This is a genomic window from Vreelandella neptunia (genome assembly GCF_034479615.1).
GTDB lineage: Bacteria > Pseudomonadota > Gammaproteobacteria > Pseudomonadales > Halomonadaceae > Vreelandella > Vreelandella neptunia.
The window spans coordinates 4,376,200-4,397,831 of the sequence record NZ_CP140255.1 but is presented as its reverse complement, the minus strand read 5'-3'; the positions used below and the strand labels follow the sequence as shown (position 1 = coordinate 4,397,831).

At 54.1% G+C, this 21,632-nt stretch carries 22 protein-coding genes and 1 pseudogene; 15 read left to right on the top strand and 8 right to left on the bottom strand.

What is annotated here, in order from left to right; genetic code table 11:
- Nucleotides 1-16 precede the first annotated feature (16 nt).
- The 3 genes and pseudogenes from lgt to SR894_RS20205 all read left to right on the top strand — a co-directional run.
- Nucleotides 17-829 (top strand): prolipoprotein diacylglyceryl transferase, encoded by an 813-nt coding sequence (gene lgt, locus SR894_RS20215; protein ID WP_022522187.1) that lies wholly within the window; start codon nt 17-19, stop codon nt 827-829.
- Nucleotides 826-1,368 carry a protein-disulfide reductase DsbD domain-containing protein gene (locus SR894_RS20210; RefSeq protein ID WP_022522186.1) on the top strand — a complete coding sequence of 181 codons (543 nt, stop codon included), beginning with the start codon at nt 826-828 and terminating at the stop codon, nt 1,366-1,368. The genes lgt and SR894_RS20210 overlap by 4 nt, the downstream gene beginning before the upstream one ends.
- Nucleotides 1,369-2,031: pseudogene (locus tag SR894_RS20205) on the top strand (sulfite exporter TauE/SafE family protein); the annotation flags it as partial.
- A gap of 68 nt (nt 2,032-2,099) precedes the next feature.
- Here the strand turns inward: SR894_RS20205 and SR894_RS20200 are convergent.
- Entirely contained in the window at nt 2,100-2,525 is a 426-nt protein-coding gene (locus tag SR894_RS20200) for a MerR family transcriptional regulator (RefSeq protein ID WP_044630842.1), read from the bottom strand.
- Nucleotides 2,526-2,769: 244 nt separating this feature from the next.
- Here SR894_RS20200 and SR894_RS20195 point away from each other — a divergent pair, with 244 nt between their 5' ends.
- The 11 genes from SR894_RS20195 to SR894_RS20150 all read left to right on the top strand — a co-directional run bounded on the left by SR894_RS20195 (nt 2,770) and on the right by SR894_RS20150 (nt 12,992).
- Nucleotides 2,770-3,006, top strand: a complete 237-nt coding sequence (locus tag SR894_RS20195) for a hypothetical protein (RefSeq protein ID WP_044630872.1) — start codon at nt 2,770-2,772, stop codon at nt 3,004-3,006.
- A 108-nt stretch (nt 3,007-3,114) separates the two neighbouring features.
- Nucleotides 3,115-3,555 (top strand): DUF411 domain-containing protein, encoded by a 441-nt coding sequence (locus SR894_RS20190; protein ID WP_082051507.1) that lies wholly within the window; start codon nt 3,115-3,117, stop codon nt 3,553-3,555.
- A 14-nt stretch (nt 3,556-3,569) separates the two neighbouring features.
- The gene (locus SR894_RS20185; RefSeq protein WP_044630815.1) at nt 3,570-4,118 is read left to right on the top strand and encodes a TlpA family protein disulfide reductase; all 549 of its coding nucleotides are present in this window, start codon (nt 3,570-3,572) and stop codon (nt 4,116-4,118) included.
- A 412-nt stretch (nt 4,119-4,530) separates the two neighbouring features.
- Nucleotides 4,531-5,274, top strand: a complete 744-nt coding sequence (locus SR894_RS20180) for a cytochrome c biogenesis CcdA family protein (RefSeq protein ID WP_044630813.1) — start codon at nt 4,531-4,533, stop codon at nt 5,272-5,274.
- A 23-nt stretch (nt 5,275-5,297) separates the two neighbouring features.
- Entirely contained in the window at nt 5,298-6,164 is an 867-nt protein-coding gene (locus tag SR894_RS20175; RefSeq protein ID WP_008958473.1) for a WD40/YVTN/BNR-like repeat-containing protein, read from the top strand.
- Nucleotides 6,165-6,216: 52 nt separating this feature from the next.
- Nucleotides 6,217-6,627 (top strand): c-type cytochrome, encoded by a 411-nt coding sequence (locus tag SR894_RS20170; RefSeq protein WP_231125686.1) that lies wholly within the window; start codon nt 6,217-6,219, stop codon nt 6,625-6,627.
- A gap of 370 nt (nt 6,628-6,997) precedes the next feature.
- The gene (locus SR894_RS20165; RefSeq protein WP_022521280.1) at nt 6,998-7,678 is read left to right on the top strand and encodes a heteromeric transposase endonuclease subunit TnsA; all 681 of its coding nucleotides are present in this window, start codon (nt 6,998-7,000) and stop codon (nt 7,676-7,678) included.
- A complete protein-coding gene (locus SR894_RS20160; RefSeq protein WP_016916422.1) occupies nt 7,671-9,599 on the top strand; it encodes a Mu transposase C-terminal domain-containing protein in 1,929 nt (642 codons plus the stop codon). The genes SR894_RS20165 and SR894_RS20160 overlap by 8 nt, the downstream gene beginning before the upstream one ends.
- A complete protein-coding gene (locus SR894_RS20155; RefSeq protein WP_022521282.1) occupies nt 9,596-10,480 on the top strand; it encodes a TniB family NTP-binding protein in 885 nt (294 codons plus the stop codon). Before SR894_RS20160 ends, SR894_RS20155 begins: the two co-directional genes overlap by 4 nt.
- Nucleotides 10,480-11,568 carry a TniQ family protein gene (locus SR894_RS23000; RefSeq protein WP_081139052.1) on the top strand — a complete coding sequence of 363 codons (1,089 nt, stop codon included), beginning with the start codon at nt 10,480-10,482 and terminating at the stop codon, nt 11,566-11,568. Before SR894_RS20155 ends, SR894_RS23000 begins: the two co-directional genes overlap by 1 nt.
- Nucleotides 11,569-12,086: 518 nt before the next feature.
- Entirely contained in the window at nt 12,087-12,992 is a 906-nt protein-coding gene (locus SR894_RS20150) for a hypothetical protein (RefSeq protein WP_016916423.1), read from the top strand.
- Nucleotides 12,993-13,118: 126 nt separating this feature from the next.
- Here the strand turns inward: SR894_RS20150 and SR894_RS20145 are convergent, their stop codons facing one another.
- From SR894_RS20145 to SR894_RS20130, 4 genes are read right to left on the bottom strand one after another with little or no spacing between them, the layout of a single operon-like run.
- Complete coding sequence (locus SR894_RS20145; protein ID WP_016916424.1) at nt 13,119-14,162, bottom strand: L,D-transpeptidase family protein; 1,044 nt, start codon at nt 14,160-14,162, stop codon at nt 13,119-13,121.
- A 53-nt stretch (nt 14,163-14,215) separates the two neighbouring features.
- A complete protein-coding gene (gene lnt / locus SR894_RS20140) occupies nt 14,216-15,748 on the bottom strand; it encodes an apolipoprotein N-acyltransferase (protein WP_016916425.1) in 1,533 nt (510 codons plus the stop codon).
- Between the two features lie 4 nt (nt 15,749-15,752).
- Nucleotides 15,753-16,256 carry a signal peptidase II gene (gene lspA, locus SR894_RS20135; RefSeq protein ID WP_016916426.1) on the bottom strand — a complete coding sequence of 168 codons (504 nt, stop codon included), beginning with the start codon at nt 16,254-16,256 and terminating at the stop codon, nt 15,753-15,755.
- Nucleotides 16,253-18,439, bottom strand: coding sequence for a heavy metal translocating P-type ATPase (locus SR894_RS20130; RefSeq protein ID WP_027965783.1), 2,187 nt, complete (start codon nt 18,437-18,439; stop codon nt 16,253-16,255). Before SR894_RS20130 ends, lspA begins: the two co-directional genes overlap by 4 nt.
- An 86-nt stretch (nt 18,440-18,525) precedes the next feature.
- Between SR894_RS20130 and SR894_RS20125 the strand changes: the two genes are divergently transcribed.
- Nucleotides 18,526-18,984, top strand: a complete 459-nt coding sequence (locus SR894_RS20125) for a MerR family transcriptional regulator (protein WP_082051477.1) — start codon at nt 18,526-18,528, stop codon at nt 18,982-18,984.
- Nucleotides 18,985-19,012: 28 nt separating this feature from the next.
- Here the strand turns inward: SR894_RS20125 and SR894_RS20120 are convergent, their stop codons facing one another.
- The 3 genes from SR894_RS20120 to SR894_RS20110 form a co-directional block, all read right to left on the bottom strand.
- A complete protein-coding gene (locus SR894_RS20120) occupies nt 19,013-19,795 on the bottom strand; it encodes a ZIP family metal transporter (RefSeq protein WP_027965781.1) in 783 nt (260 codons plus the stop codon).
- Between the two features lie 111 nt (nt 19,796-19,906).
- Nucleotides 19,907-20,896 (bottom strand): M23 family metallopeptidase, encoded by a 990-nt coding sequence (locus tag SR894_RS20115; protein ID WP_051233885.1) that lies wholly within the window; start codon nt 20,894-20,896, stop codon nt 19,907-19,909.
- Entirely contained in the window at nt 20,896-21,573 is a 678-nt protein-coding gene (locus tag SR894_RS20110; protein WP_022521292.1) for a DsbA family protein, read from the bottom strand. Before SR894_RS20110 ends, SR894_RS20115 begins: the two co-directional genes overlap by 1 nt.
- Nucleotides 21,574-21,632 lie beyond the last annotated feature (59 nt).

The window sequence follows — 21,632 nt, the reverse complement described above, 5'->3', positions numbered from 1 at the left end:
AAGTTAAGGAAGGTATATGTTGCAATACCCTCAAATTGATCCGATCGCCATCGCCATAGGCCCTCTTCAGATCCACTGGTATGGCTTAATGTATGTCATCGGGCTAGTCGCTGCTTGGTGGTTGGGTCGGCATCGAGCCCACCGACTCGGCCTAAGCCACGATGATATGGGCGACCTGATCTTCTACGGCGCCATCGGCATCATCGTTGGCGGCCGTCTTGGCTATGCGCTGTTTTACGGGCTCGAACAACTGCAAGCAAACCCCCTTTGGTTATTAAAAATCTGGGAAGGAGGCATGAGCTTTCATGGCGGCCTTGCCGGTGTATTAGTGGCTGCCTGGCTGTTTGCTCGCAAACATCAACTGGCTTTTATTCAACTGACTGACTTCATTGCTCCGTTAGTCCCGATCGGCCTGGGAGCGGGTCGCCTCGGTAACTTCATCAATCACGAGTTACCGGGAAGAGTTAGTGATGTACCTTGGGCAATGGTGTTTCCATCCATGATGGAGCTGGGCCCAGAGCCACGCCATCCTTCGGCTCTCTACGAGTTTGCCCTTGAAGGTGTCGTGTTGTTTGCCGTGCTGTGGTGGCTATCGCGCCGACCGCGTCAGCGAGGCCTCATCTCTGGGTTGTTCCTGCTTCTGTACGGAGCCTTTCGCTTCATCGTGGAGTTCGTGCGCCTCCCAGACCCTCAGTTGGGATTCATCGCTTTTGGCTGGTTGACCATGGGGCAGCTGTTGACACTACCGATGCTCATAGCGGGTTTTGCTCTGGTCGCTTGGTCCAGACGTCAGCCAGTGGATAAGCCAAAGGCGGCGTTAAACTCATGAAACAAGTCTTCGCTTTTCTAATGGTGGCACTCTTTATAGTCACACCGGTAGCGGCACGTGAAGAGATATTTGGGGTTGGTGACAAAAGCTCCCCTTTTAACCGTTCGACGCAACGTGACTTTCTACCGGCTACAGAAGCCTTCCGAACCACCGCTTGGCGAGACGATGATCGGGTTTATGTCGGTTTCACCGTCGCCGAAGACTATTACCTTCATCGGCATCAGTTTGCGATTGAGAGTCTCTCTCGAAGTATCAATTTCGGAGAGCTGGCTTTGCCACCTGGTGAGCCAATGTCGCACGCATCTTTGGGGGACATTAATGTTTTCTACAATCAGGTGTTGGTGAGTGCGCCCATCGAGGCGAGCGAGACCGTGATCGGACCGTTGGCCGTCGTGGTGACCTTTCAGGGCTGTTCCGATCAAGGACTTTGCTATCCACCCGAACAGGTCGAACTTATCTCACCGTACGGCTCCCCTCCGGCGACCTTCGCCACCAGCCCCTCCCTTGGTACGGCGGATAGCACCAAAGGCGCTCCTTAAATGAATCCCGCCGACCTGAGCCTGCCGCCGCTGGCGGCGGCCTTCGTCTTCGGCTTGCTGGGAGGCGCGCACTGTATCGGCATGTGTGGCGGCATCATGAGTGCCCTGACCTTTGCTGTGCCCCCCAGCATGCGACAACCTAGCCGTTTAGCAGCTCTGTTGCTCGGCTATAATTTAGGCCGTATCAGCAGCTACATGATCGCGGGTGCCTTGGTGGCCCTGCTCGGTTCCGTGCTCAACCATGCATTGGACAGCTTCGCCCTGGTATTGCGTATCCTGGCGGCGGTCATGTTGATACTGATGGCGCTTTATATCGCCAACTGGTGGAAGGGCTTGCTACGTATCGAGGCACTAGGGCGCGTTCTGTGGCGCCGCATCGAACCAATAGGACGTCGCTTGATGCCTGTTGTAAAAGTGCCCCAAGCGTTCGCACTTGGCTCGCTATGGGGCTGGATGCCTTGTGGGCTAATCTATTCGATGCTGGCCTGGAGTCTGGCCGTAGCCGAGCCATTGCGTGCCGCCGCGATGATGGGGGCCTTCGGGCTCGGCACCCTGCCTGCCGTCCTAGCGACCGGTGTGGCAGCGCGCCGCGTCTCAATATGGATACGTAGTCCTGCGACTCGTACGCTAGCAGCGCTGCTGATTATTACGTTTGCCGTCTGGTAACTCTGGCATCTGCAATCCATGATAGGGATGGTGGATACGCACAGTGCCATGACTTCGCAGCATCACTAATGATTACTTCGCGAATCATTAGCCTCGAAAACTAATTTACCTGTCCCAAGCGATTCGATTAGTTCCTTCAGCCTGAAGCTTTCAGTCATCTTGTCTTGGTTCATGTTATCTAACCATCGCGCTATCACCTGGAGTTCTTGGGTCCGCAAGTGAAGACGTCGCCTTTGAGTGGCGAGTGGTACTGGTTCATTAAACTCTACGGTGCCTTGATCCGCCCAAGATAATATTTGTTTGATCTCTGGAAGACTAACGCCCAGCGAACGCAGGCAGTCGATAAAACGTAGGCGCCCCAAGGACTCTATATCGTAGAGTTGATAACCGTTGCGCGGGTCGCGGTGCGGTTGCAACAACCCTTCCCTTGTATAGTGACGTACCGTTTCTGCCGTTACCCCTCCCGTCTGAGCCAGCTCGGAGACTCGCATTGGCTTACCCTCATTTGTTTACTCGTAGCCAGCTTACAACCGCCAGGCTGCCCAAAGGTCAAGTCTTCAACGGGCGCTTATGGCAAACCTTTCGGTTGTACATCGAAATTTAAAATGAGGCCTTGACCTTGAAGTCTGCTTTAAGAATATCTTACAAAAGCTGCTCTGCCACAGGTTAAAAACCTTCATCACGTCCTACCCTCAGCTCGTTTGGCAGAGTGATTCACACACAAAGGAGAGTGTCATGCGTAAACGTAATACTGCGATCCTGTTTACCGCCATTGTTGCTGCCAGTAGCTTCGGAGCTAGCTCGCTTCTTGCCCAAGAAGAGAATCAGCAGAAGCCGATGGAGGGCAATGACATGCATAGCAATATGATGCAAGCAGGTGGTATGCACGACATGATGGGCGATATGAAGTCCATGATGGAAAAATGTAACGCCATGATGGAAAACATGCAGCATGAGAACGATGACGCTTAAAGCGGCTCGGATAGGGTTGCTTGTACGTTGTACGCAAGCAACCTTTTCACTTATGCGGGTAGCGTCGCTTAGACCTTCCTCACTGTTATCTCACCGGACACTCAACATATGAAACATTGGAAAGCGCTAGCCGTTACGTCTTTACTGGCTTTTCCCGTATCGGGATTGGCGGCTGATATATCAGCGACCCTCTACAAAAATCCCAATTGCGGGTGTTGTGCCGAATATGCCAAGTATTTGGAACAAAACGGCTTCGACGTGGAGACGGTCGACACCCATGACCTCGTTGAAATGAAAGCCGAGTATAACGTCCCTGAAGAACTGCATGGCTGCCATACCACGGTCGTAGAAGACTATCTCTTCGAAGGGCATGTGCCTGTTGAGAGCGTGACCCAAGTGCTTGATGCAAAGCCCTCTATCATAGGGCTGAGTGTGCCGGGAATGCCGCTTGGTTCACCGGGCATGTCGGGAGAAAAACGCGGCCCGCTGGAGGTCTATGTCATAGCCTCGCAACCGACCGATAGCCCCGACATTTACGCGACTCACTAAGGGGTAGTGTGGCGATGAAACTACCCATCCTGGCAGGACATCTCGTAGCCGTATTTCTGATGACGGCCACCTCCCTTGCCATGGCCGCCCCGTCAGAAAGCTCAGGGCCACAAGGGTTTCTTCTCTGGGCCACCCCCAACGACGTGGCACAAATCAGTTTCGAGGATAGTGGCGGTACCCCTTTAACACTGGCTGACTTTGAAGGGAAACTGATTCTACTCAACATCTGGGCAACATGGTGTGGGCCTTGCCGAGAGGAAATGCCCACTTTAGATGCCCTGCAAGCTGAGCTTGGCAGCGATGACTTTGAAGTGGTCGCCTTATCGATCGACCGTAAGGGGGTCGAGATTGTTAATGAATTTTATCAAGAGATAGGCATTGAACATCTGGCTCCCTATATAGATAAAACCGGGATGGCCAGTGCAGATCTTGGGGCCGTAGGTATTCCCACGACGCTGCTACTTGACCGCCAAGGCAAAGAAATTGGGCGCCTCGTGGGGGAAGCCGAGTGGAACACTCAAGACATGATCGACTTTCTTGCCGAAATGATTGCAACCAGATAATGAGGTAGCACCATGAGTTGTTGTGACGACAAAACCCAACAGAACAAACAAAAATCGGGGCTACAAGGCCTGTTGACAGGGCCACGCGGCCTGATGTTGCTGGGTGGCGTGGCAGTGGCTGGCGGCCTTGCTTTTGGCTGGGATAACCTGGTTTTGCTGGGCATCGCGCCTATACTATTGAGCCTATTGCCATGTCTCATTATGTGCGGATTAGGCCTATGCATGATGAAGTGCAAAGACAAAAAAAGTGAAGCGACCGAGCAAAGCGACGCTAACAATGTTCAGGCTCGGGTAGAAGACGCTTCAGAAGTGAATGCTGGCACAGCGTCCACCACTCGCCAAATAGTAGATCAAAACGAGTCAATCAAGCATTCCTCATCAAATTTCCAAGCCTAGCCATGGGTAAAGGGTAATGCTTGAAGTAGCCAATATAGGACTGGTCACTGCCTTTCTGGCAGGCCTGATCTCGTTCATTTCACCCTGTGTTTTGCCACTTGTGCCTGGCTATCTTTCTTTCATGACCGGCCGCTCGCTCGGACAATTACAGAAGGCGGATAGACGAGAGCGACTCCGGGTGTTAACCCAGTCGATATGGTTCGTGCTCGGTTTTTCAACCGTTTTTTTGTTGCTGGGAGCCAGCTCCACCGCCATTGGTCGTCTGCTATTGGTGTATCGCCAAGAAGCAAACCTAGTCGGTGGCCTTATCGTTATACTGTTTGGTGCCTTCATGACCGGGCTCATGCCATGGCGCTGGTTTCATCAAGAATGGCGGTTTATGGGTCGACTGAAGGACGTCGGCGGAAGCCGCAGTGCGGCTTATCTGCTTGGTTTAGCGTTTGCATTTGGCTGGACCCCCTGCATTGGCCCGATTCTAGGTGCCATTCTTACCGTCAGCGCTTCCACGGCCAACGCCTGGAGCGGCATGGCGTTGCTCGGCGTTTATTCTTTGGGTCTGGGTGTGCCCTTCATGCTGAGTGCCCTTTCACTTGATCGCTTCATAAAGCACCAGAAATTCCTGCGTCGCTGGGGGCATTTCATACATATAGCGGCTGGGTTGATCATGATCCTGATGGGTAGCTTAATGATCACAGGCAAACTATCCGAGCTGTCATATTGGTTATTGCGTACTTTCCCTGCCCTAGGTGTTATCGGCTAATCGTTATTTAAGGAAATATTGAAATGCACATGATCGTGAGTCGTTTTTTACGTGTCTTCTTACTGACAGGCTTGGCCGCAGTCAGCTTTGGCAGCGCCATTACGGCCTTGGCAACTGAAGAAGGGTTGCTTGCACTGCAATATGACGTAACAGGCAAACGACTGTTTAAAATTGAGGCTAACCAACTATTCCAGCGTGCCGATGAAGGCATGACCTGGAATGCGATTCCCTTGCCCGAAGACGTGAATGAAGGCCAGTTGCGCGCGGTATCGGTCCCCTCCACTGATCCGCAAGCGCTCTATATCGCAGGCCCCTCAATCGGGGTGCAGCGTAGCACCGACAATGGAGAAACCTGGCAAGAGCTTAGCGCTAACCTACCTAGCCGAGAGGTTACTGCGCTAGCTGTACATCGCCGTCAGAACGAAACACTTTATGCGGTAATTGAAGAAGACGGCATCTACCAAAGCGAGGATGCTGGCACCACCTGGAAAAAAATGGACAGTGGTCCTTCACAAAAGATTAACCGACTCGTCCACTCTGACATGGAAGGCAGCATGCAGACCGGCTGGCTCTACGGGGTATCGGACGATGCGGTGCGTCTATCGATGGACTGCTTTTGCGGTTGGAGACCGACCGGAGCACTTGATGCTGGCAGCGTCTATGATGTGGCTTATAGCCTTGGCAACCCAAAGCGAGTCTATGTGGTTACACAGCAAGGACTATGGCGTAGTGAAACGGGTGGTCAAGAGTGGCAACAAGTAGCTGGTGACGGCACAGAGCTCGTTGCACTCACACTCTCCGCCAAAGACACTCTCTATGGTTTAAACCAGAAAGGGGAACTTCTACACAGTGAAGATGAAGGCCAATCCTGGACTTATCCCGATGCGTAAGCACTGTTTTTTCACTGCCTCATGGCTGACGCTAATGGTTGTGGGGCACGCCATGGCTGAGGACCGTCCTTTTTCAAGCGATACTCCTCAGCTGGAAGACGGAAAAAGAGTTTACCGACAATACTGTGCTAGTTGCCACGGTACACAAGGCGAAGGCATGCCCAACTGGGAAGAGCAAAATGCTCTAGGCGAGTTACCTGCTCCACCACATGGGCCAGAGGGCCATACCTGGAAACACTCTGATGCCATGCTCTACCGAATTATTGCCGAGGGTTGGCGCGACCCCTGGAATAAAACCGATAGGCTAACGATGCCAGCGTATCAGGAAGTTTTGGCTCCCAGCGAGATACGAGATGTGGTGAATTATCTCAAGACATTATGGACACAAGAGCAAAGGCGTCACCAAGCAGACGAAAGTATTGAGAACCCCTTTCCAATACAAACTGGAATACCCCCAGAGTAAATAATAGTGTCTATGCCCTATAACAAATTTTCTTAGTCACCTTATGGGTCACCACACTGTTAGCTACCGTCTCAACCGCCCACTTGTGTTATTAAGTAGAAAACAACCTCTTGGTCCTTTTAACTCCGACAAACCTGCTCCCGGCGAATGCTAGCCCTTACTTAGAAAACCAACTTCGCATTGTCAGCGAATAAATATACACTTTAGCGAATCTCAAATGTTTATGTTGAGTGTCATTTTCAGCAATTAGTGCGACCCTCAGGGCGTAATATCGGGCTATTATGGTAGTCTGTACAGGATTGAGTGCGACAGAATTAATAGCAATTGATGCGACAGGTCTTGTTTTATTCAACATTTGGTGCGACTGCCCATGCCACTGCCTACATCCGTTCGTAAAATCGGCCCTACCCGACGAAGTGTGTCTGGCTACTATGCCTTTCGCGGGGAGGAGTCTATTGCGTTCGAGTCGACGCTCGAACGTGATTTCCTCATCAAGGCTGACTTTGATGTGAGCGTCCTTGGTGTGATATCCCAGCCGTGCGAGATCCCGTTTCATCATCCCGTGACCGGTAGGCGCTACACCTACACACCTGACTATTTGGTTTATTACCGTCTCGGTAACCGTCATTACAGGGATTACCCAAAACCTCTCCTGGTGGAGGTCAAACCACGGGAAAAGTGGCAAGCACATTGGCGTGAATGGTCGCCTAAATGGAAGGCGGCGATACGGCATGCCAACAATGAGGGCTGGGCGTTTCGCATTCATGATGAAAGCCGCATTCGTGATAAGACCTTGGACAACATTACCTTCCTAGCGCGCTACAAGCGGATGGTGTTTCCCTCTGTCGAAAGCCAGGCAGTCCTCAACACGGTGAGGGAAATGGGGGTGGCGACCTTGGATTACCTGCTTTCTCGGCACTTTATGGGCGATATTTACCGGGCAGAGGGGATTGCGCATTTATGGCATCTACTGGCGACTCGGCAGTTAGATTGCGATATGGCCCAATCCTTCAGTCCTCTATCGGAGGTATGGGTACCCGATTATGAATAACCATCGTGGCAGCGCAACTGAACCCAATAACGGCGTCGCCCAAACACGCCAACACTTGCAGATTATGGTGGGTGAGCAGGTTCAGAAAGATGGCACCGTTTACCGAATTTCCCAGGTGCTCGATTTTGAGACAGTCATTGGCATTGCCGTTGAGTCCGGGCGTAGTTGCCCGCTTCGCATCAAAGAACTAGCGCCTCTCAATAGCGGGTCCGTATCCCCTGAGCAGGATATGTCCGAGATTGGGGATGCCGATTGGCGGGAGGCCGAGCATCGCTTTTCCATCATTAAGCCCTTGGTGGATCGCCATACGGTGGGGCGGGATGCAGCGGAGGAGCGTGCGAAACAAACGGGGGTTGATACGGCTACGATCTACCGTTGGTTGAAGCGGTATAAAGCGACGGGCTCGGTGCTCGCATTGATTCCTCAAAAGCCAGGGTGGAAGAAGGGAAAGTCGCGTATTCCCGCGCATGCCGAGGCAGTGATTCAGGAAGTCATCAAAGAGGTGTATTTGACGCTGCAGCGTCCGTCCGCACAAAAAGCGGTACAGGAAGTCATGCGGCGCTGCCATGAACGGCGCATCGACCCGCCGAGCCCTGGTACCGTTCGTGCTCGTCTGCGTGATATCCCAGAGCGTGACCGGTTGCGTGGCCATGGTTTTAGAGACAAAGCCATTAACAAGTTCCAGCCGGCTGCCGGAAAATTTCCCAATGCGGACTATCCGTTAGCCGTTATGCAGATTGACCACACGCCTGCCGATATTATTTTGGTCGATGACGTGTATCGCAAGCCGATTGGTCGCCCATGGATTACGTTGGCCATGGACGTGTTTACTCGCATGGTCACGGGGTATTACTTGTCGTTTGACCCGCCCTCTGAAACATCTGTCGGCATGTGTGTGGCGCACTCCATGCTTCCTAAAGATGAGTGGTTGCTACTGCATAATGTGGAGGCTGAGTGGCCGGTATGGGGCACACCCGCCACGATTCATGTCGATAACGGCCCAGATTTTCGCTCTGAGACGTTTCGGCGCTCATGCCTAGCCTATGGGGTCAACCTTGAGTTTCGGCCTGTTAAGCAGCCTCGTTATGGTGGCCACATTGAGCGGGTACTGGGCTCTCTTCTAAAGGAAATCCATAACCTGCCTGGGACGACCTTCTCCTCCATTAAAGAGAAAGAGGGATACGATCCAGAGAAGCACGCGGCCATGACGAAAAGCGAGTTTGAAGAGTGGCTGGTGACGTTGATTTGCAAGGTTTACCACCAGCGCCTTCATTCTGGGATTGGTATGTCGCCGATGAAAAAGTGGGAAATTGGTGTGTTTGGCAATGCGGATGTGCAGGGAGTGGGATTAGCGCCGAGGCCTGCTGACAGGCTCTCTGTATTGCTCGATTTTTTGCCCAGCTTTCAGCGTACGATCCAGACCTTTGGTGTGACCATCGATGGCATAAACTATTACGATGAAGCGCTAAGACCTTGGATCAATGCCAAAGATCCAGACATGCCAGACAAGAAACGCACCTTTGTTTTCCGGCGCGACCCTCGCGACATTAGTGTCATTTGGTTCAAAGACCCGGAGCTCGGGCACTATTTTCGCGTGCCCTTTGCCAATCTTGCCCTCCCCTCGATGAGTGTTTGGGAGTATGCCCAAGCTAAAGCGCGCCTTCGGCAGGAAGGAAGAAACTCGGTCAATGAGACTGAAATTCTACGCGCTATTAGTGAGCTGCGAACCCATGTGGAGGAGTCGCAAGCACGTACTAAGCGAAGTCGCCGTCAGGCACAACGACGTAAAGAGCATGAGAAGAAGGTGACGCCTGCAGATCCCCTTTTACATGCGCCCTCAACTGCGGCCCCTAAAGAGACACCCGCTCAAGGGGACGGTCTTTTAACGGGTGATATCGATGTGAACTGGGACATAGCATGAGCACACACCTTCATCCTGATCTTCGTCACGTCTTGGGGCTGTCCGCTAAAGAGCGAATGGAGTTTATGGATCAACCGCGCTGGTTGGGCTATCCATTGGCCAATCGTGTCATTGAGGTCATGCGTGGGTTGATGGAGAAGCCCAGTCGTCCTCGTATGCCTAACCTCTTGCTCGTGGGTGACTCCAACAACGGAAAGACAACCATCGTTCAACGGTTTCGTAAGCAGTACGGTGAAGGCTACGTGAATGAAGACGTAGAGCCCGTGAAGCCTGTTGTTGTCACTCAGGCTCCCCCGAGTGCCGATGAGAAAAGTCTGTATATCGCAGTGCTAGAGAGTTTCTGGGCTCCCTACCGGCCTACAGATCCTGTTCCCAAGCTGCGCTACCAGGTGATTCATCAACTGCGTGCTTGCCATACGCGCTTACTGATCATCGATGAGTTTCACTCTCTGTTAACCGGTGGTGCTGTTAAGCAGCGCGAAACGATGAATGCCATTAAGCTTTTATGCAATGAGCTAATGATTCCCATCGTTGGTGTGGGGACGCAAGATGCTGTGCGTGTGCTGCATTCAGACCCACAGCATGCGAGTCGCTTTGATGTGGTCGCGTTACCAAAGTGGGAGCTCAATCAGGAGTTTCAGAAGCTGCTCGCTGGCTTTGAGAAGATATTACCTCTCAAACATCCTTCCCAACTGCATGAGCCCCAATTGGCGACCCAGCTCCACGCGATTTCTGGCGGTAATTTGGGTGACCTGCACCGGCTGCTGATTGAGTGTGCAAATGCCGCTATTTTGTCTGGAGCTGAGTGCATCGATGAGAAAATTATTCAGAGTAAATCATGGGTGCGGCCCACCCGTGGCATTAGGGAAGTGATGCTGTAATGACCTGGGCGCTGAGTGTGCCCCTGCTGCCTGAGGAGTCCCTTTCATCATGGCTCGTTCGGGCGGCGTTGCGACAGGGGTGTGATCCTTTGTCGCTCACCGGGGCTATTTGGCCAACATGGCGTATATGGACGAGGGACATTGATAGGGAAATACCCCTCGCAAGAATGCGCCCATTAGTGAATGCCTCGGGGATATCTTCCGCTAAGTTTCAGAAAGCGGGGATGCGGGACGATTGTGAGAAAGTGGTCGGTTACTCGTTACCGGAAACCCGGACTTGGCCCTGGTTGTTGGCACTCGGCAGCCGAAATCGAACCCGCCATGGAGGACAACAGGTATGCACGTTGTGCTTGGCAGAGGACTCAACCCCCTACTTGCGCCGGCACTGGCGATTCGCTTGGCACACTGGGTGCCGCTTTCATGGGGTGCAGCTGGTAGATGAGTGCCCAGCATGCAAGGCCCCTATAGAGCCCCATCGCCTGACAGCGGAAGATCAACATTTAGCTCAATGCAGCCGGTGTCATAACGATTTTAGAAAGGCGGTATGCACGTCGCCTTTACCTGAAGCGTTCAGTGTTCAAGTGATGGCTGATCGTGTGTTAGAACAGGATAAGGTGACGTTTAGGCAGGCCTCTATCGCACCCGCCGATTGGTTTTCTATGGTGGCCTTTTTTATTGGCGTTATACGGCGTGCAAGTCGGCGGCCTGTGTCACCCCTGGCCGATGCGCTTCTTTCATTGGGCATTTCGGTTACGGATTGCCGAATGCCTGTGTCTGGCCTGGCGTTTGAGCTGCTGGCTGTCAGCGAGCGTAGTGCCTTATTGGTAGCGTTGGAACGCTTGCTCAGTATGGGCCTTGAAGAAACGTTCAGCGTTCTGGTCGCGTGCAATGTCAAAACGAGCGCGCTTCATGATCCCCGAAGGTCGCCCCCCGTTGTGTTGTTGCCGCTGCTATCACGGTTATCTCACCACCCTCATGGGCCGCATCGCCGCCGTGTTCCCCCGGCTTGTCGCCCCATGTCGGAACGCGCTGTTAGAGCCTCATGGGCGCGTTTAAAACGCAGAATGAAAGCGGAGCCAACCTCTTGAATCAACACCAAACGGTCGACTGCGATGAGTGTGGCCGAGAAGTCTCCAAATTGTGGCGACGCCATAAAGGGCACGGCTACTGTTCAACTTGCTATGCTCGTGTGTTTAAGCGGCGGATGTGCCCACGATGTGGTGAGTTAGCCCGTCTGCCTAAGAATGACCCAGACGCCGTCTGTCGTCAGTGCAACGTTGACAAACCGTGTGCACGATGTGGAAAAGCCAGTTCAGACTACAACATCGGCAAGGTCACTCCCTACGGCCCTGTCTGTATCGCCTGCGCTCCCTATTTCAAAGAACCAGAGCCCTGCGAGGCGTGTGGGAAAGCATCTCAACGTCTTACCCGAGTGGCGCGTATGGGGCATGATCATCGCTTATGTCCACGCTGTTCGACAGCAGACCACGGTACCTGTTCTGCATGTCGTCGACATCGTTTATTGGTGGTGGCACCCAACGGGGATGCGTTGTGCAAAGCCTGTAATGAGCAAGGGGAAATTGCCTGCCCATCGTGTGGTAATCCCATGCCAGCGGGTCGAGGTGATGCCTGTGAGCCCTGCTATTGGACGCGAACATGCCGTAAACGCATCACCATTGGCCAAGCCGGTATCACTACCAAAGCGTTAAGTGAGGCCTTTGGGGAATTTGGTGAATGGCTGATTCGTATCACTGGGCCGCATAAGGCTGCCCTCAAGATCAATCATTTCTTCTCGTTCTTCCTTGAGCTCGACCAGGCATGGTCACGGATACCGAGCTATTCGGAGCTACTTCATCACTTCGGGGCGGAGGGCTTGCGGCGTGTGAGGCTTCCCATGCGATGGTTGCATGAAGAGCAAGGGGTAGAGCCGGATCACCAAGCAAAGCGGATCGACTCAGAGAAAAGACGTATTCAAGCGTGTCTCAGTTCTATGCCGTTCGCTTCGCTATCAGACCAAGTGCTGCAAGCCTATTGGCTGCAATTGGAAACCCGTATAGAGGCGGGCAAAACGTCCCACACCTCCGCACGACTTGCACTAAGAGCGGCAGCCGCATTGCTACTCGCTACTGACCGGGAGGGGCAGCGACTGCCTCAACAGGGCGATGTGGACAACTATTTGCATGCGGTGCCCGGACAAGCAGCCTCGGTCACGGGGTTTACTAATTTCTTAAATCGCCAACATGCCACCACGTTGGCTCCTCGGGTGGATGTAAAACGGGCAAGAAAGCGGCGAAAAGAAACACTAGCCCGCACCCTGATGACGATGGCCCGGTGTGCTGATCAAGGAGAGGCCTGGAGGGAGGCATGGATCGTTGCTGCCATGGAGTATTTCCATGACACAAAATTAACGCAGAAAATGCTTCGACAACAGACCGTAGAGCGGACGACAGACGGGATACAGGTGGTAGTGGGTGGCGTTACCTACTGGCTGCCTCTGGATATTGAGTGCTAAGACACTGATAGCGCGCAGTCACTTGGAGGGCCCCGCGACTCTGTAGGCGAATGTCGCCCCGCCGTTTGGACGGGGCTATGGCTCTCTACCTATATGCCAGGGCTCAACGGGGTGCCAAAAGGCGTGTCATGACCGTTGAGATGACGTCAAAACCAGGTCTTCATAAATGCCCTTGATAGCCTTCTCTTCTGGGCTGTGGCGCTGTGGCTCCTGTTCCTGCTTTGGATGTAGTGGGGTTATAAGCCCGTTAGAGAGTGACAGGACATCGCTGAGCTGCTCGTAATCGAGGTTTACGTTATCGACATTGTATTGGTTAAGGCGTGTCATGGTCTCTGTGAGTGCGGTCATACTGTGCTCTTCTTCTCCAAGCGGCGGAAAGGCTTGAATCAGCGGCTGACCGCCTTCCCAACCTATCTTGATCGGCTGATTGATGATGTTGACTTGGGTGCCGGGTGGAATGCGGTCAAATATAGATTCGATGTCTTTGGGTAACATGCGGATACAACCTCGGCTTGCGCGCATGCCAATGCCATCGGGCTGGTTGGTGCCGTGAATCAAATAGCCATCGAAGCCTAGGATGATGGCATGGTCTCCTAGCGGGTTATCGGGGCCGGGCGGTACAACGCTTGGTGCGGTTTCGCCGCGTGCTTCCGCTTCACGTTTTACCGACTCAGGCGGGTACCATGCGGGGTTTTTAATGTTCATGGTAGTCTCGGTCACACCAAGGGGTGTATCAAACCCTTCGCGACCGATGCCGATAGGATAGGTCTCAACGCGCGGTGTCTCACCGGTTTTGACATCTGGGTAGTAGTAAAGCCGCAGCTCGGCGATATTGATGACGACCCCAGTACGCTCGACATTCGGCAGGATGAAGCGTCCTGGAATGGTTACTTCAGTACCCACTCCGGGCACCCAAATACTGACCTCTGGGTTAGCACGTACAATCTCCTGGTAGCCAAGGTTGTGACGTCTGGCAATATCAATCAGAGTATCCTCGTAATTCTTCACGATGAAGGTGTCAGCCTCTCCGATAATATTGCCTTCCTCAGGTAGCGGGTAATGCCCCTTGGGCCATTCCGTCTCCTGGGCAGTGGAAGGTTGTGCCGCCATGGCGACAGGGAGCCATGCCAGAAACGAAACCATCACACTCACGATGAAGCCGATCTGCATTGGCCATGGGAGGAATCTCTTAAGTATTGCTGCGTTCTTTGCCAAGAGCATCGCTAGGTTCCTTTTTCATCTAATGCGTCGTTTTTTGATCGAGATAAGTTCAGTTGTAACCCGAGCAGTGTCAGCACCGCAGCGAGTATCCAAGCGGGGCCACTACCGGTGCGTGTGAAAGGAGTTAGGCCCTGCATCGGGGTCACCTCGCCCGTTAAACTGGCCTGTTCAAACTGTGGGGCACGGGCTGTGACGTGACCTTGTGAATCGATGATGGCCGTCACGCCATTACTGGTAGCTCGAAGTAGGTGACGACCATTTTCTAAGGCACGTAGACGCGCCATTTGAAGATGTTGGTGTGGGCCAATGGAGCGCCCAAACCACGTATCGTTGGAAACCGTTAATAGCAGCTCGGCATTACGCGCCTGTTGGGCGACATGGTCGGCAAAAATGATTTCGTAACAAATGGCATTGCCAATGGTGGCTCCAGCCACGTGTAACGGAGCCTGTTCGCCTGACCCTGGGGTCAGGCGAGGTACTGGCAAGTCGAAAAAAGCAAGGGTGCCAGCGAGGAGACTTTGGAATGGCAAATACTCGCCAAAGGGCACCAAGTGCGCCTTCTGGTATTCGCCCTGCACATCATTTAGCCCTATGACGCTGTTATAAGAGCGCCCTTCACTGTCGCGTTGCAAAATGCCGGTCAACAAGGCGGTGTCAGGCCCCAGGTCGGACGCTACTTGCTCAAGTATTTGCTGTGCTTCCTGCTCAAGCATGGGAAGGGCTGCCTCAGGCCAAACGATGAGATCGATATCCCTTGCTTGCTCCCGTGTCATCGTCGTGTAGATACTGATCGCTTCGCGCTGCCCTTGGGCAGTCCACTTAATGCGCTGGTCAAGATTCCCTTGCAGCAATGCCACCCGGATGGGCTTGCCAGCCGGGGTTGTCCATTGGGCGGGCAATAGGAATGGAACGATCCACAAGGCGGCCATTGGGACAAGGAAACTCCAGCGGCGACGCAGTACCTCTACCCCTAACGTACCTGTCAGCGCGGTCATGAGTGACAGCAAGTACACACCACCAACGGGCGCCCATGGGGCTAGTGGAGAATCAATCTGAGAGGTGCCCAGCAATAACCAGGGAAAGCCGGTGAGCATCCAAGTGCGTAGCCATTCGCTCACCACCCACATACCGGCAAAGCTAAGAAAGGCGAACCGTGGCCCCGTGATGCGTCGATAGAGCCCAAAGGGGACTGCAAAGAAGAGCGCCAGGACGCTGACAAAAAGAGTGGTGAGGAGCATCGCCACCAAGGCCCCGGTGCCACTGAAATCGTGAATAGCAACGAAGACCCACGACGTGCCTGAACCGAACAGGCCTACCCCATAGCACCACCCACGCAGGGTGGCCATGGCGGGCGTTAGCGACGCTATTCTCCAATAGACCAGTGCCACGCTCACTGGGCCAAGCCACCATAGGGAAAAGGGGGCGGCACTCAAGGTGGTCAGCACCCCAGCGGCGAGCGCTACAACGCAATCGACTATTGGTGAGGAGCGCCCAGCAAAAAGCGTATATTCTTTATCTTTATCGACCACATCCATAGCGTTACTCAGAGCGCTTAAAAGCAGGACTTTCACGCCATAACGCCACCGCGAACATCAATACACCGGCAAATAGCGCGATATCGGCCATGTTAAAGGCGGGCCAATGCCATTCGCCCCAGTAAATGTCCAGATAGTCGACGACGTACCCTCGCGCTAAGCGATCAACAGTATTACCGAGCGCGCCGCCAAGAATCAGGCTGTACGCACAGGCCTCCAAGCGCGACAGGGGTTTGCATAGCTGCACAACCAATACGACGACCACCACCAACGCTAAACCAAGAAAGAGGTAGCGCTGCCAACCCCCTGCTTCTGCGAGAAAGCTGAAAGCGGCTCCTGTGTTCCCGGTATAAACCCAGTTAAAAAACGGCGTTAGCGGAATGACTTGGCCAAACGACATCTGGGCATGCACAATTTCCTTGACCAGTTGATCGGCTAGAGCCATCACGCAAGCTAATGTGAACCATGGCCAGCGACGTGAAGGGCTATCGTTTGGCGCTGTTCTCATGACGTTGTTTTTCCTTGTGACAGGCCTGTCATTGCGGTACTGGGCGAAAAGCGGTAACCCAGCAGTCGCATGGCGTTCAACGTCACCAGGACGGTAGCACCGGTATCGGCCATCACCGCAATCCACATGCCGGTAATACCCAGCGCCGTTGTAACTAGGAAAATGGCTTTTAAGCCAAGGGCGAGAACAACGTTGGTTTTCACATTGCGCAGCGTGGCACGAGAGAGGTCTATCAGCTCAGCGATGCCGGTAACGCGGTTCTTGAGCAAGGCTGCATCGGCGGTTTCCAACGCCACATCCGTGCCACCCCCCATCGCGATACCCACATCTGCTGCCGCGAGTGCCGGTGCATCGTTGATGCCATCGCCTACTTTACCGATGGGGCCACGGCCTGCCGCTTGCCAGTCTCGAACATACGCTGCCTTGTCTTCAGGCATTAGTTCGCCGTACGCTTCAATGCCTAAGCGACCCCCCGTGGCAGCGACGGTGCGGGCATTATCACCGCTGAGCATGACCGCCTGTACGCCTAAACGGGATAGCGCCGCTAGGCCTTCCATGGCATCTTCGCGTGGCTCATCGCGAACCGCGATCAAGCCCAGTAAACGCTCGCCTTCGACGAGGAGAGCGAGGCTCTTACCGGCTTCTTCTAACGCGACAATCCGAGCACTGAGACTTTCCTCAAGGATGACTTTCTCGTGAAGGTGACGAGGCGTCATTAAGCTCAGCTCGCGACCCTCCACCTGGCCGGAAACACCGCGCCCCGCCAGAGCGCGGCCGCCGGTGACGGTGGGGAGGTTGATGCCCGACTGTCGGGCATGCTCAACGATAGCCGTGGCGATAGGGTGACTGGAATCCCGCTCTATTGCGGCGGCGAGCCGCAATACGCTGTTATCGTCTTCCTCAGCAATCCAAGACTCCACATCTGTGACTCTTGGGGTACCCGCAGTGAGGGTGCCCGTTTTATCTAATGCCACCAAGCGAAGCTTACCTAACTGTTCAAGAACGGCTCCCCCTTTGATCAGTAGTCCGCGCCGAGCTCCCGCCGAGAGACCGGCGGCGATGGCGGCAGGGGTGGAAATGACTAACGCGCAGGGGCATGCGATTAACAGCAATGCTAACGCACGGTAAATCGACTCCGACCATGCCATGGTCGATACCAGCGGTGGCACTATCGCCATCAGTAGGGCGAGTAAGACGACGGCGGGCATATAGTAATACGCAAAACGATCAATAAAGCGTGCTATCGGTGCCTTGGCGGCCTGTGCTTCTTCAACCAGACGAATAACGCGTGCGATCGTATTGTCATCAGCGCCTCGTGTTACCTCCACCTCCAGGGCGGCATCAAGATTCACTGTGCCAGCAAAAATGTCATCACCAGGCGCTCGCGAACGAGGTATGGACTCGCCGTTTACCGGCGACTCGTCAATGTCGGAGGTGCCCACCAGGATGCGTCCATCGCAGGGTACGCGATCACCGGGCCGCACCAGCACACGCTGACCGGGTTTAAGTGACTCCGCCGAGACATCACGCAGATGGCCGTTGTCCATCAGCCTCGCCGTTGAGGGTGTTAAGTTTGCCAAGGCTGAGATACTGCGGCGCGCCCGTGACGCAGCTACCCCTTCGAGTAGCTCACCTACGGCGAACAAGAACACGACCATCGCAGCTTCAGCAGCAGCATTGATGGCCAATGCGCCAACCGCAGCGATGCACATCAGCATCTCGATGGTAAAGGGGTTGCGCATTTTGAGGGCGCCCCAGGCACTCTGCGCAATGGGCATTAAGCCGACCAGCGTGGCCAGAATGAACGGCACATTACCCAGCGCAGGCCATGCTAAACGAAGCGCGAAGGCTACGATCAGCAGATTTCCCGTGATAATGACCAAGCGCCCTTTAGCGGTTTGCCACCAAGAGGATGAAGCACCAGATGCGCGTGTTTGGCCAGCAGGGGAAGTCACTTGATAGCCTAGTTCGTTCAGGATGCCCTCAATGGTCTGTTGCGAGGGGCCTCCATGATCGCGCTGGTGAATCTTCACCGATCCTGTGACGGAGCTTGCCGTGACTTCCTCAATGCCGTCCAGCCGCTCTAGCGCCGACACAACCTTGCGCTCACAACCGCCGCAGTCCATGCCTTCAACACGCAGTGTCAAGACGGTAGGCGCTGTCGCCTGCGTTGATGTTTTCATGGTGCCTCTTCTCCCAATGAGCTATGGTTTTGAAGTGTAAACCTTGTAGCAACTACAGCTTCAAGCCCTGCGTAAGGAGTTTTACCATGTCGATGATGGGGCAAAGTATCAGCATTGGTGAGTTAGCACGACGAGCCGATTGCAAACCTGAAACGGTTCGCTATTACGAGCGTATTGGGCTGTTGCGCGATGCGACACGAACCGGCGGAGGACAGCGCCGCTATGGAGACGACGCTGTGCGGCGCTTGACCTTTATTCGTCATGCCCGTGACTTTGGCTTTTCGGTGGAGTCAGTGCGAGAGCTTTTGGCCATGTCAGATCAACCTGATATGCCTTGCCAAGAAGTCGATGCCATCGCCACGCATCACCTAAAGAAAGTGGAGTCCCGCCTTCAACGACTGTCCATACTGCGTGAGGAGCTTCAACGGATGGTCACACAGTGTGCCGGTGGTAAAGTGGAAAGCTGCCGAATCATTGAGGTCATCAGTGATCATCAGCTCTGTATCACTGAAAAATCGCACGGAGGGGCTCACGACTTGGGTTAGCACTAACGCTACGCCCCACGCCCAATGGTTAGCCCAGCGAAACATCCAAAAACAGCATGAGTACCAATCCGATGGAGAGGCCCAGCGTGGCCTTTTTTTGGTGCCCGCTCCGATGAGTTTCGGGAATAATCTCATGACTGATCACATACAACATCGCCCCCGCTGCAAAGGCCAACCCCCAGGGCAGTAGCGCTTGTGACATGCTGATGACTCCAGCGCCTAATAAGCCACCCAACGGCTCAACAAGCCCCGTAAGGGCGGCAATCGTCCATGACCGCCAACGTGAATAGCCCACGCTTAGCAGTGATACTGCTACGGCCAGTCCTTCTGGGGCATTCTGAAGTCCAATGCCAATCGCTAGCGGCATGCCTCCTTCGCTTCCCCCTGCGCCAAAGGCCACGCCAACGGCCAGCCCTTCTGGCAGGTTGTGTATCGTAATGGCAATAATAAACAACCAGATACGGCGTAGTGAGGCAGCCTCTGGCCCTTCTCGCCCCTGTTCGAAGTGCTCATGAGGTAAGAGCTCGTTCAGTAGTGCGACCATTCCAATCCCTAGCAAAATGGCCGCACAAGCAATGGCAGCAGGTACCACGCTACCGCCATAACGCAGCTCCGAGGCTTCTAAGGAGGGTATGATCAGTGAGAAGAAAGAGGCCGCTAGCATGACACCAGCGGCGAACCCCAACGCTAAATCGCGAACACCACGATTCGGTGTTTTGGTAAACAAGACAGGAAGCGCCCCTACAGCCGTCATCAAGCCCGCCGCAAGGCTTGCCAATACCCCCATGGTGACGGGAGAAACCTCTTCCATACCGATTACCTGTGTTGTGATAGATGAGTGATTACACGGCTTGGGTTCCATAACGAGACAAGCGCACGTTCACGTTACTAACCCCCATGCAACGTTGTTAAGCACGAGTGGTTACGGCTCGTTAAACGAGATCAAGTCATAAAGTGACGCCGTACCGATAGCTTGTTCTAAGCGATCTCTTGCCTCGTAAAGTGACGCTTGATATTCACTTTGAGTCGGCTGTTCGCCTAGCATGATGCGTTGACCTTGACCAAGGGGGTCAACAGGCTGGTTATTGACTCTCACTTCGTAATGTAGGTTGGGCCCCGTGGCGACCCCAGAGGCACCTACCTCTCCGAGCGACTCTCCCGCATTGACTAAATCCCCAACCACTAGCTGTGGGGAAAATCGGCTAAGGTGTGTGTAGCGACTGATTGCCCCTGTGTCGTGCTCCACCTCGATCACCTGCCCATATCCCCCTTGGCGACCCATAAAGGATACGCGCCCAGGTGCGGTGGCAATGACCGGCGTTCCTGTCGGCGCAGCCAAGTCAATTCCATTATGAGGACGCATCCCTCCATACACAGGATGTCGCCGATTCCCAAAGCGAGACGTTAAGCGGGCACTAAGCACGGGCAACCGCAACGTGCCTAGCAGGGTGTCGCTTTTGAAAAGAGCTACGTCCCCCTTTTGGGTGACCGGCCATATGACCTCCAAGGGCTCTGCCTGATCAGGCAGAGCGGCATAACTGAGGCGTGGTGGCCCAACACGGGCGCCGTCCTGGCGTCGATCTTCCTCCCACACTAATTGAATACGTTCACTGCCAGAAAACTCCAGCGGCGCTGCGATAAACTCGCTGAGCAGTGTTTCCAGTTTAGTGGCGAAACGCGTTGGGACACCTTCTGCTGCCAAGGCCTCGTAGAGGGTGGTATCAATGACGACATCACGCCCAAAGGTTAGGGTATCAACGCTATCGAGCGGTAATGTGCCTTCTTGCTCGCTAGCCGCCTGTAACTTGACAGGGCTAAGTTCAGACGGAGGCAATGACAGATGCGTTTGCCAATTGGCTTCGGCTAGCAAGGGGTAAAAGCCCACCAAGCCTAGTAACCACCAGCGCTGCATCACTGGCCATCCTCTTCCCCAGAGATCTCCGCTACTTCACTCTCGACGGCATCAATCAGCTCTTGCATACCAAAGGGGTCTAAAGGCTCGCCATTGACAAAAAAGGTAGGTGTTTGGCGAATCTGATTGGCTCTGACATCCGCCATGTCTTGGTCAATCACCGCCTGCACCTCAGCAGAAGTCAGTTGCTCTTCGGCAGCCGCTAAATCAAGGCCTCCTTGGCTCGCGATATCGAGGATAGCGGATTCATCAAAACTGCCATGTGAAGCCCATTGATCCTGGCGAGCCAGCAGCCTCTCCAGTACCGGTTCAAAGACGCCCTGACGACGAGCAACTTCTAATACCCGAATGGCCTTGTCCGATACGTCGCCGTGGAAAGGAGTGTAGCGCACGATGAGCCGCACTTTTTCTGGGTAGGTTTCCAGAATACTTTTTGTCAGGGGATAGAAAGCACGGCAGGCTTCGCAAGCCGGATCGAAGAATTCCACAATCGTCACCGGCGCGTCTTCTCGTCCCAAGATGGGGGAGTGTGAACGCACCAAGGAGTCCTCGGCCTGGACACCGCTCTCTTTTGCTGCCTGAGCTTGCATGTCTAAGAGGGCAGGCTTCGATACGGCGACGATCGCAGCGGTCAGCATTAACGTACCGGCCAATATAAAAGACGCTTTTTTGAACATGTTTCTCTCTCTGTCTCAACGATGGGGTGGAAAAGTAGGGTTGAAAAATAAGCCAATCG

Coding starts and splice junctions, on each gene's coding strand:
- SR894_RS20200 (WP_044630842.1), bottom strand. CDS start 2,525: ATGCGAGTCTCCGAGCTGGCTCAGACGGGAGGGGTAACGGCAGAAACG.
- SR894_RS20130 (WP_027965783.1), bottom strand. CDS start 18,439: ATGAAAACATCAACGCAGGCGACAGCGCCTACCGTCTTGACACTGCGT.
- SR894_RS20165 (WP_022521280.1), top strand. CDS start 6,998: ATGCCACTGCCTACATCCGTTCGTAAAATCGGCCCTACCCGACGAAGT.
- SR894_RS20125 (WP_082051477.1), top strand. CDS start 18,526: ATGTCGATGATGGGGCAAAGTATCAGCATTGGTGAGTTAGCACGACGA.
- lgt (WP_022522187.1), top strand. CDS start 17: ATGTTGCAATACCCTCAAATTGATCCGATCGCCATCGCCATAGGCCCT.
- SR894_RS20185 (WP_044630815.1), top strand. CDS start 3,570: ATGAAACTACCCATCCTGGCAGGACATCTCGTAGCCGTATTTCTGATG.
- SR894_RS20115 (WP_051233885.1), bottom strand. CDS start 20,896: ATGCAGCGCTGGTGGTTACTAGGCTTGGTGGGCTTTTACCCCTTGCTA.
- lnt (WP_016916425.1), bottom strand. CDS start 15,748: ATGGATGTGGTCGATAAAGATAAAGAATATACGCTTTTTGCTGGGCGC.
- SR894_RS20160 (WP_016916422.1), top strand. CDS start 7,671: ATGAATAACCATCGTGGCAGCGCAACTGAACCCAATAACGGCGTCGCC.
- SR894_RS20210 (WP_022522186.1), top strand. CDS start 826: ATGAAACAAGTCTTCGCTTTTCTAATGGTGGCACTCTTTATAGTCACA.
- SR894_RS20195 (WP_044630872.1), top strand. CDS start 2,770: ATGCGTAAACGTAATACTGCGATCCTGTTTACCGCCATTGTTGCTGCC.
- SR894_RS20175 (WP_008958473.1), top strand. CDS start 5,298: ATGCACATGATCGTGAGTCGTTTTTTACGTGTCTTCTTACTGACAGGC.
- SR894_RS20155 (WP_022521282.1), top strand. CDS start 9,596: ATGAGCACACACCTTCATCCTGATCTTCGTCACGTCTTGGGGCTGTCC.
- SR894_RS20190 (WP_082051507.1), top strand. CDS start 3,115: ATGAAACATTGGAAAGCGCTAGCCGTTACGTCTTTACTGGCTTTTCCC.
- SR894_RS20150 (WP_016916423.1), top strand. CDS start 12,087: ATGCCAGCGGGTCGAGGTGATGCCTGTGAGCCCTGCTATTGGACGCGA.
- SR894_RS23000 (WP_081139052.1), top strand. CDS start 10,480: ATGACCTGGGCGCTGAGTGTGCCCCTGCTGCCTGAGGAGTCCCTTTCA.
- SR894_RS20180 (WP_044630813.1), top strand. CDS start 4,531: ATGCTTGAAGTAGCCAATATAGGACTGGTCACTGCCTTTCTGGCAGGC.
- lspA (WP_016916426.1), bottom strand. CDS start 16,256: ATGAGAACAGCGCCAAACGATAGCCCTTCACGTCGCTGGCCATGGTTC.
- SR894_RS20145 (WP_016916424.1), bottom strand. CDS start 14,162: ATGCAGATCGGCTTCATCGTGAGTGTGATGGTTTCGTTTCTGGCATGG.
- SR894_RS20120 (WP_027965781.1), bottom strand. CDS start 19,795: ATGGAAGAGGTTTCTCCCGTCACCATGGGGGTATTGGCAAGCCTTGCG.
- SR894_RS20110 (WP_022521292.1), bottom strand. CDS start 21,573: ATGTTCAAAAAAGCGTCTTTTATATTGGCCGGTACGTTAATGCTGACC.
- SR894_RS20170 (WP_231125686.1), top strand. CDS start 6,217: ATGGCTGAGGACCGTCCTTTTTCAAGCGATACTCCTCAGCTGGAAGAC.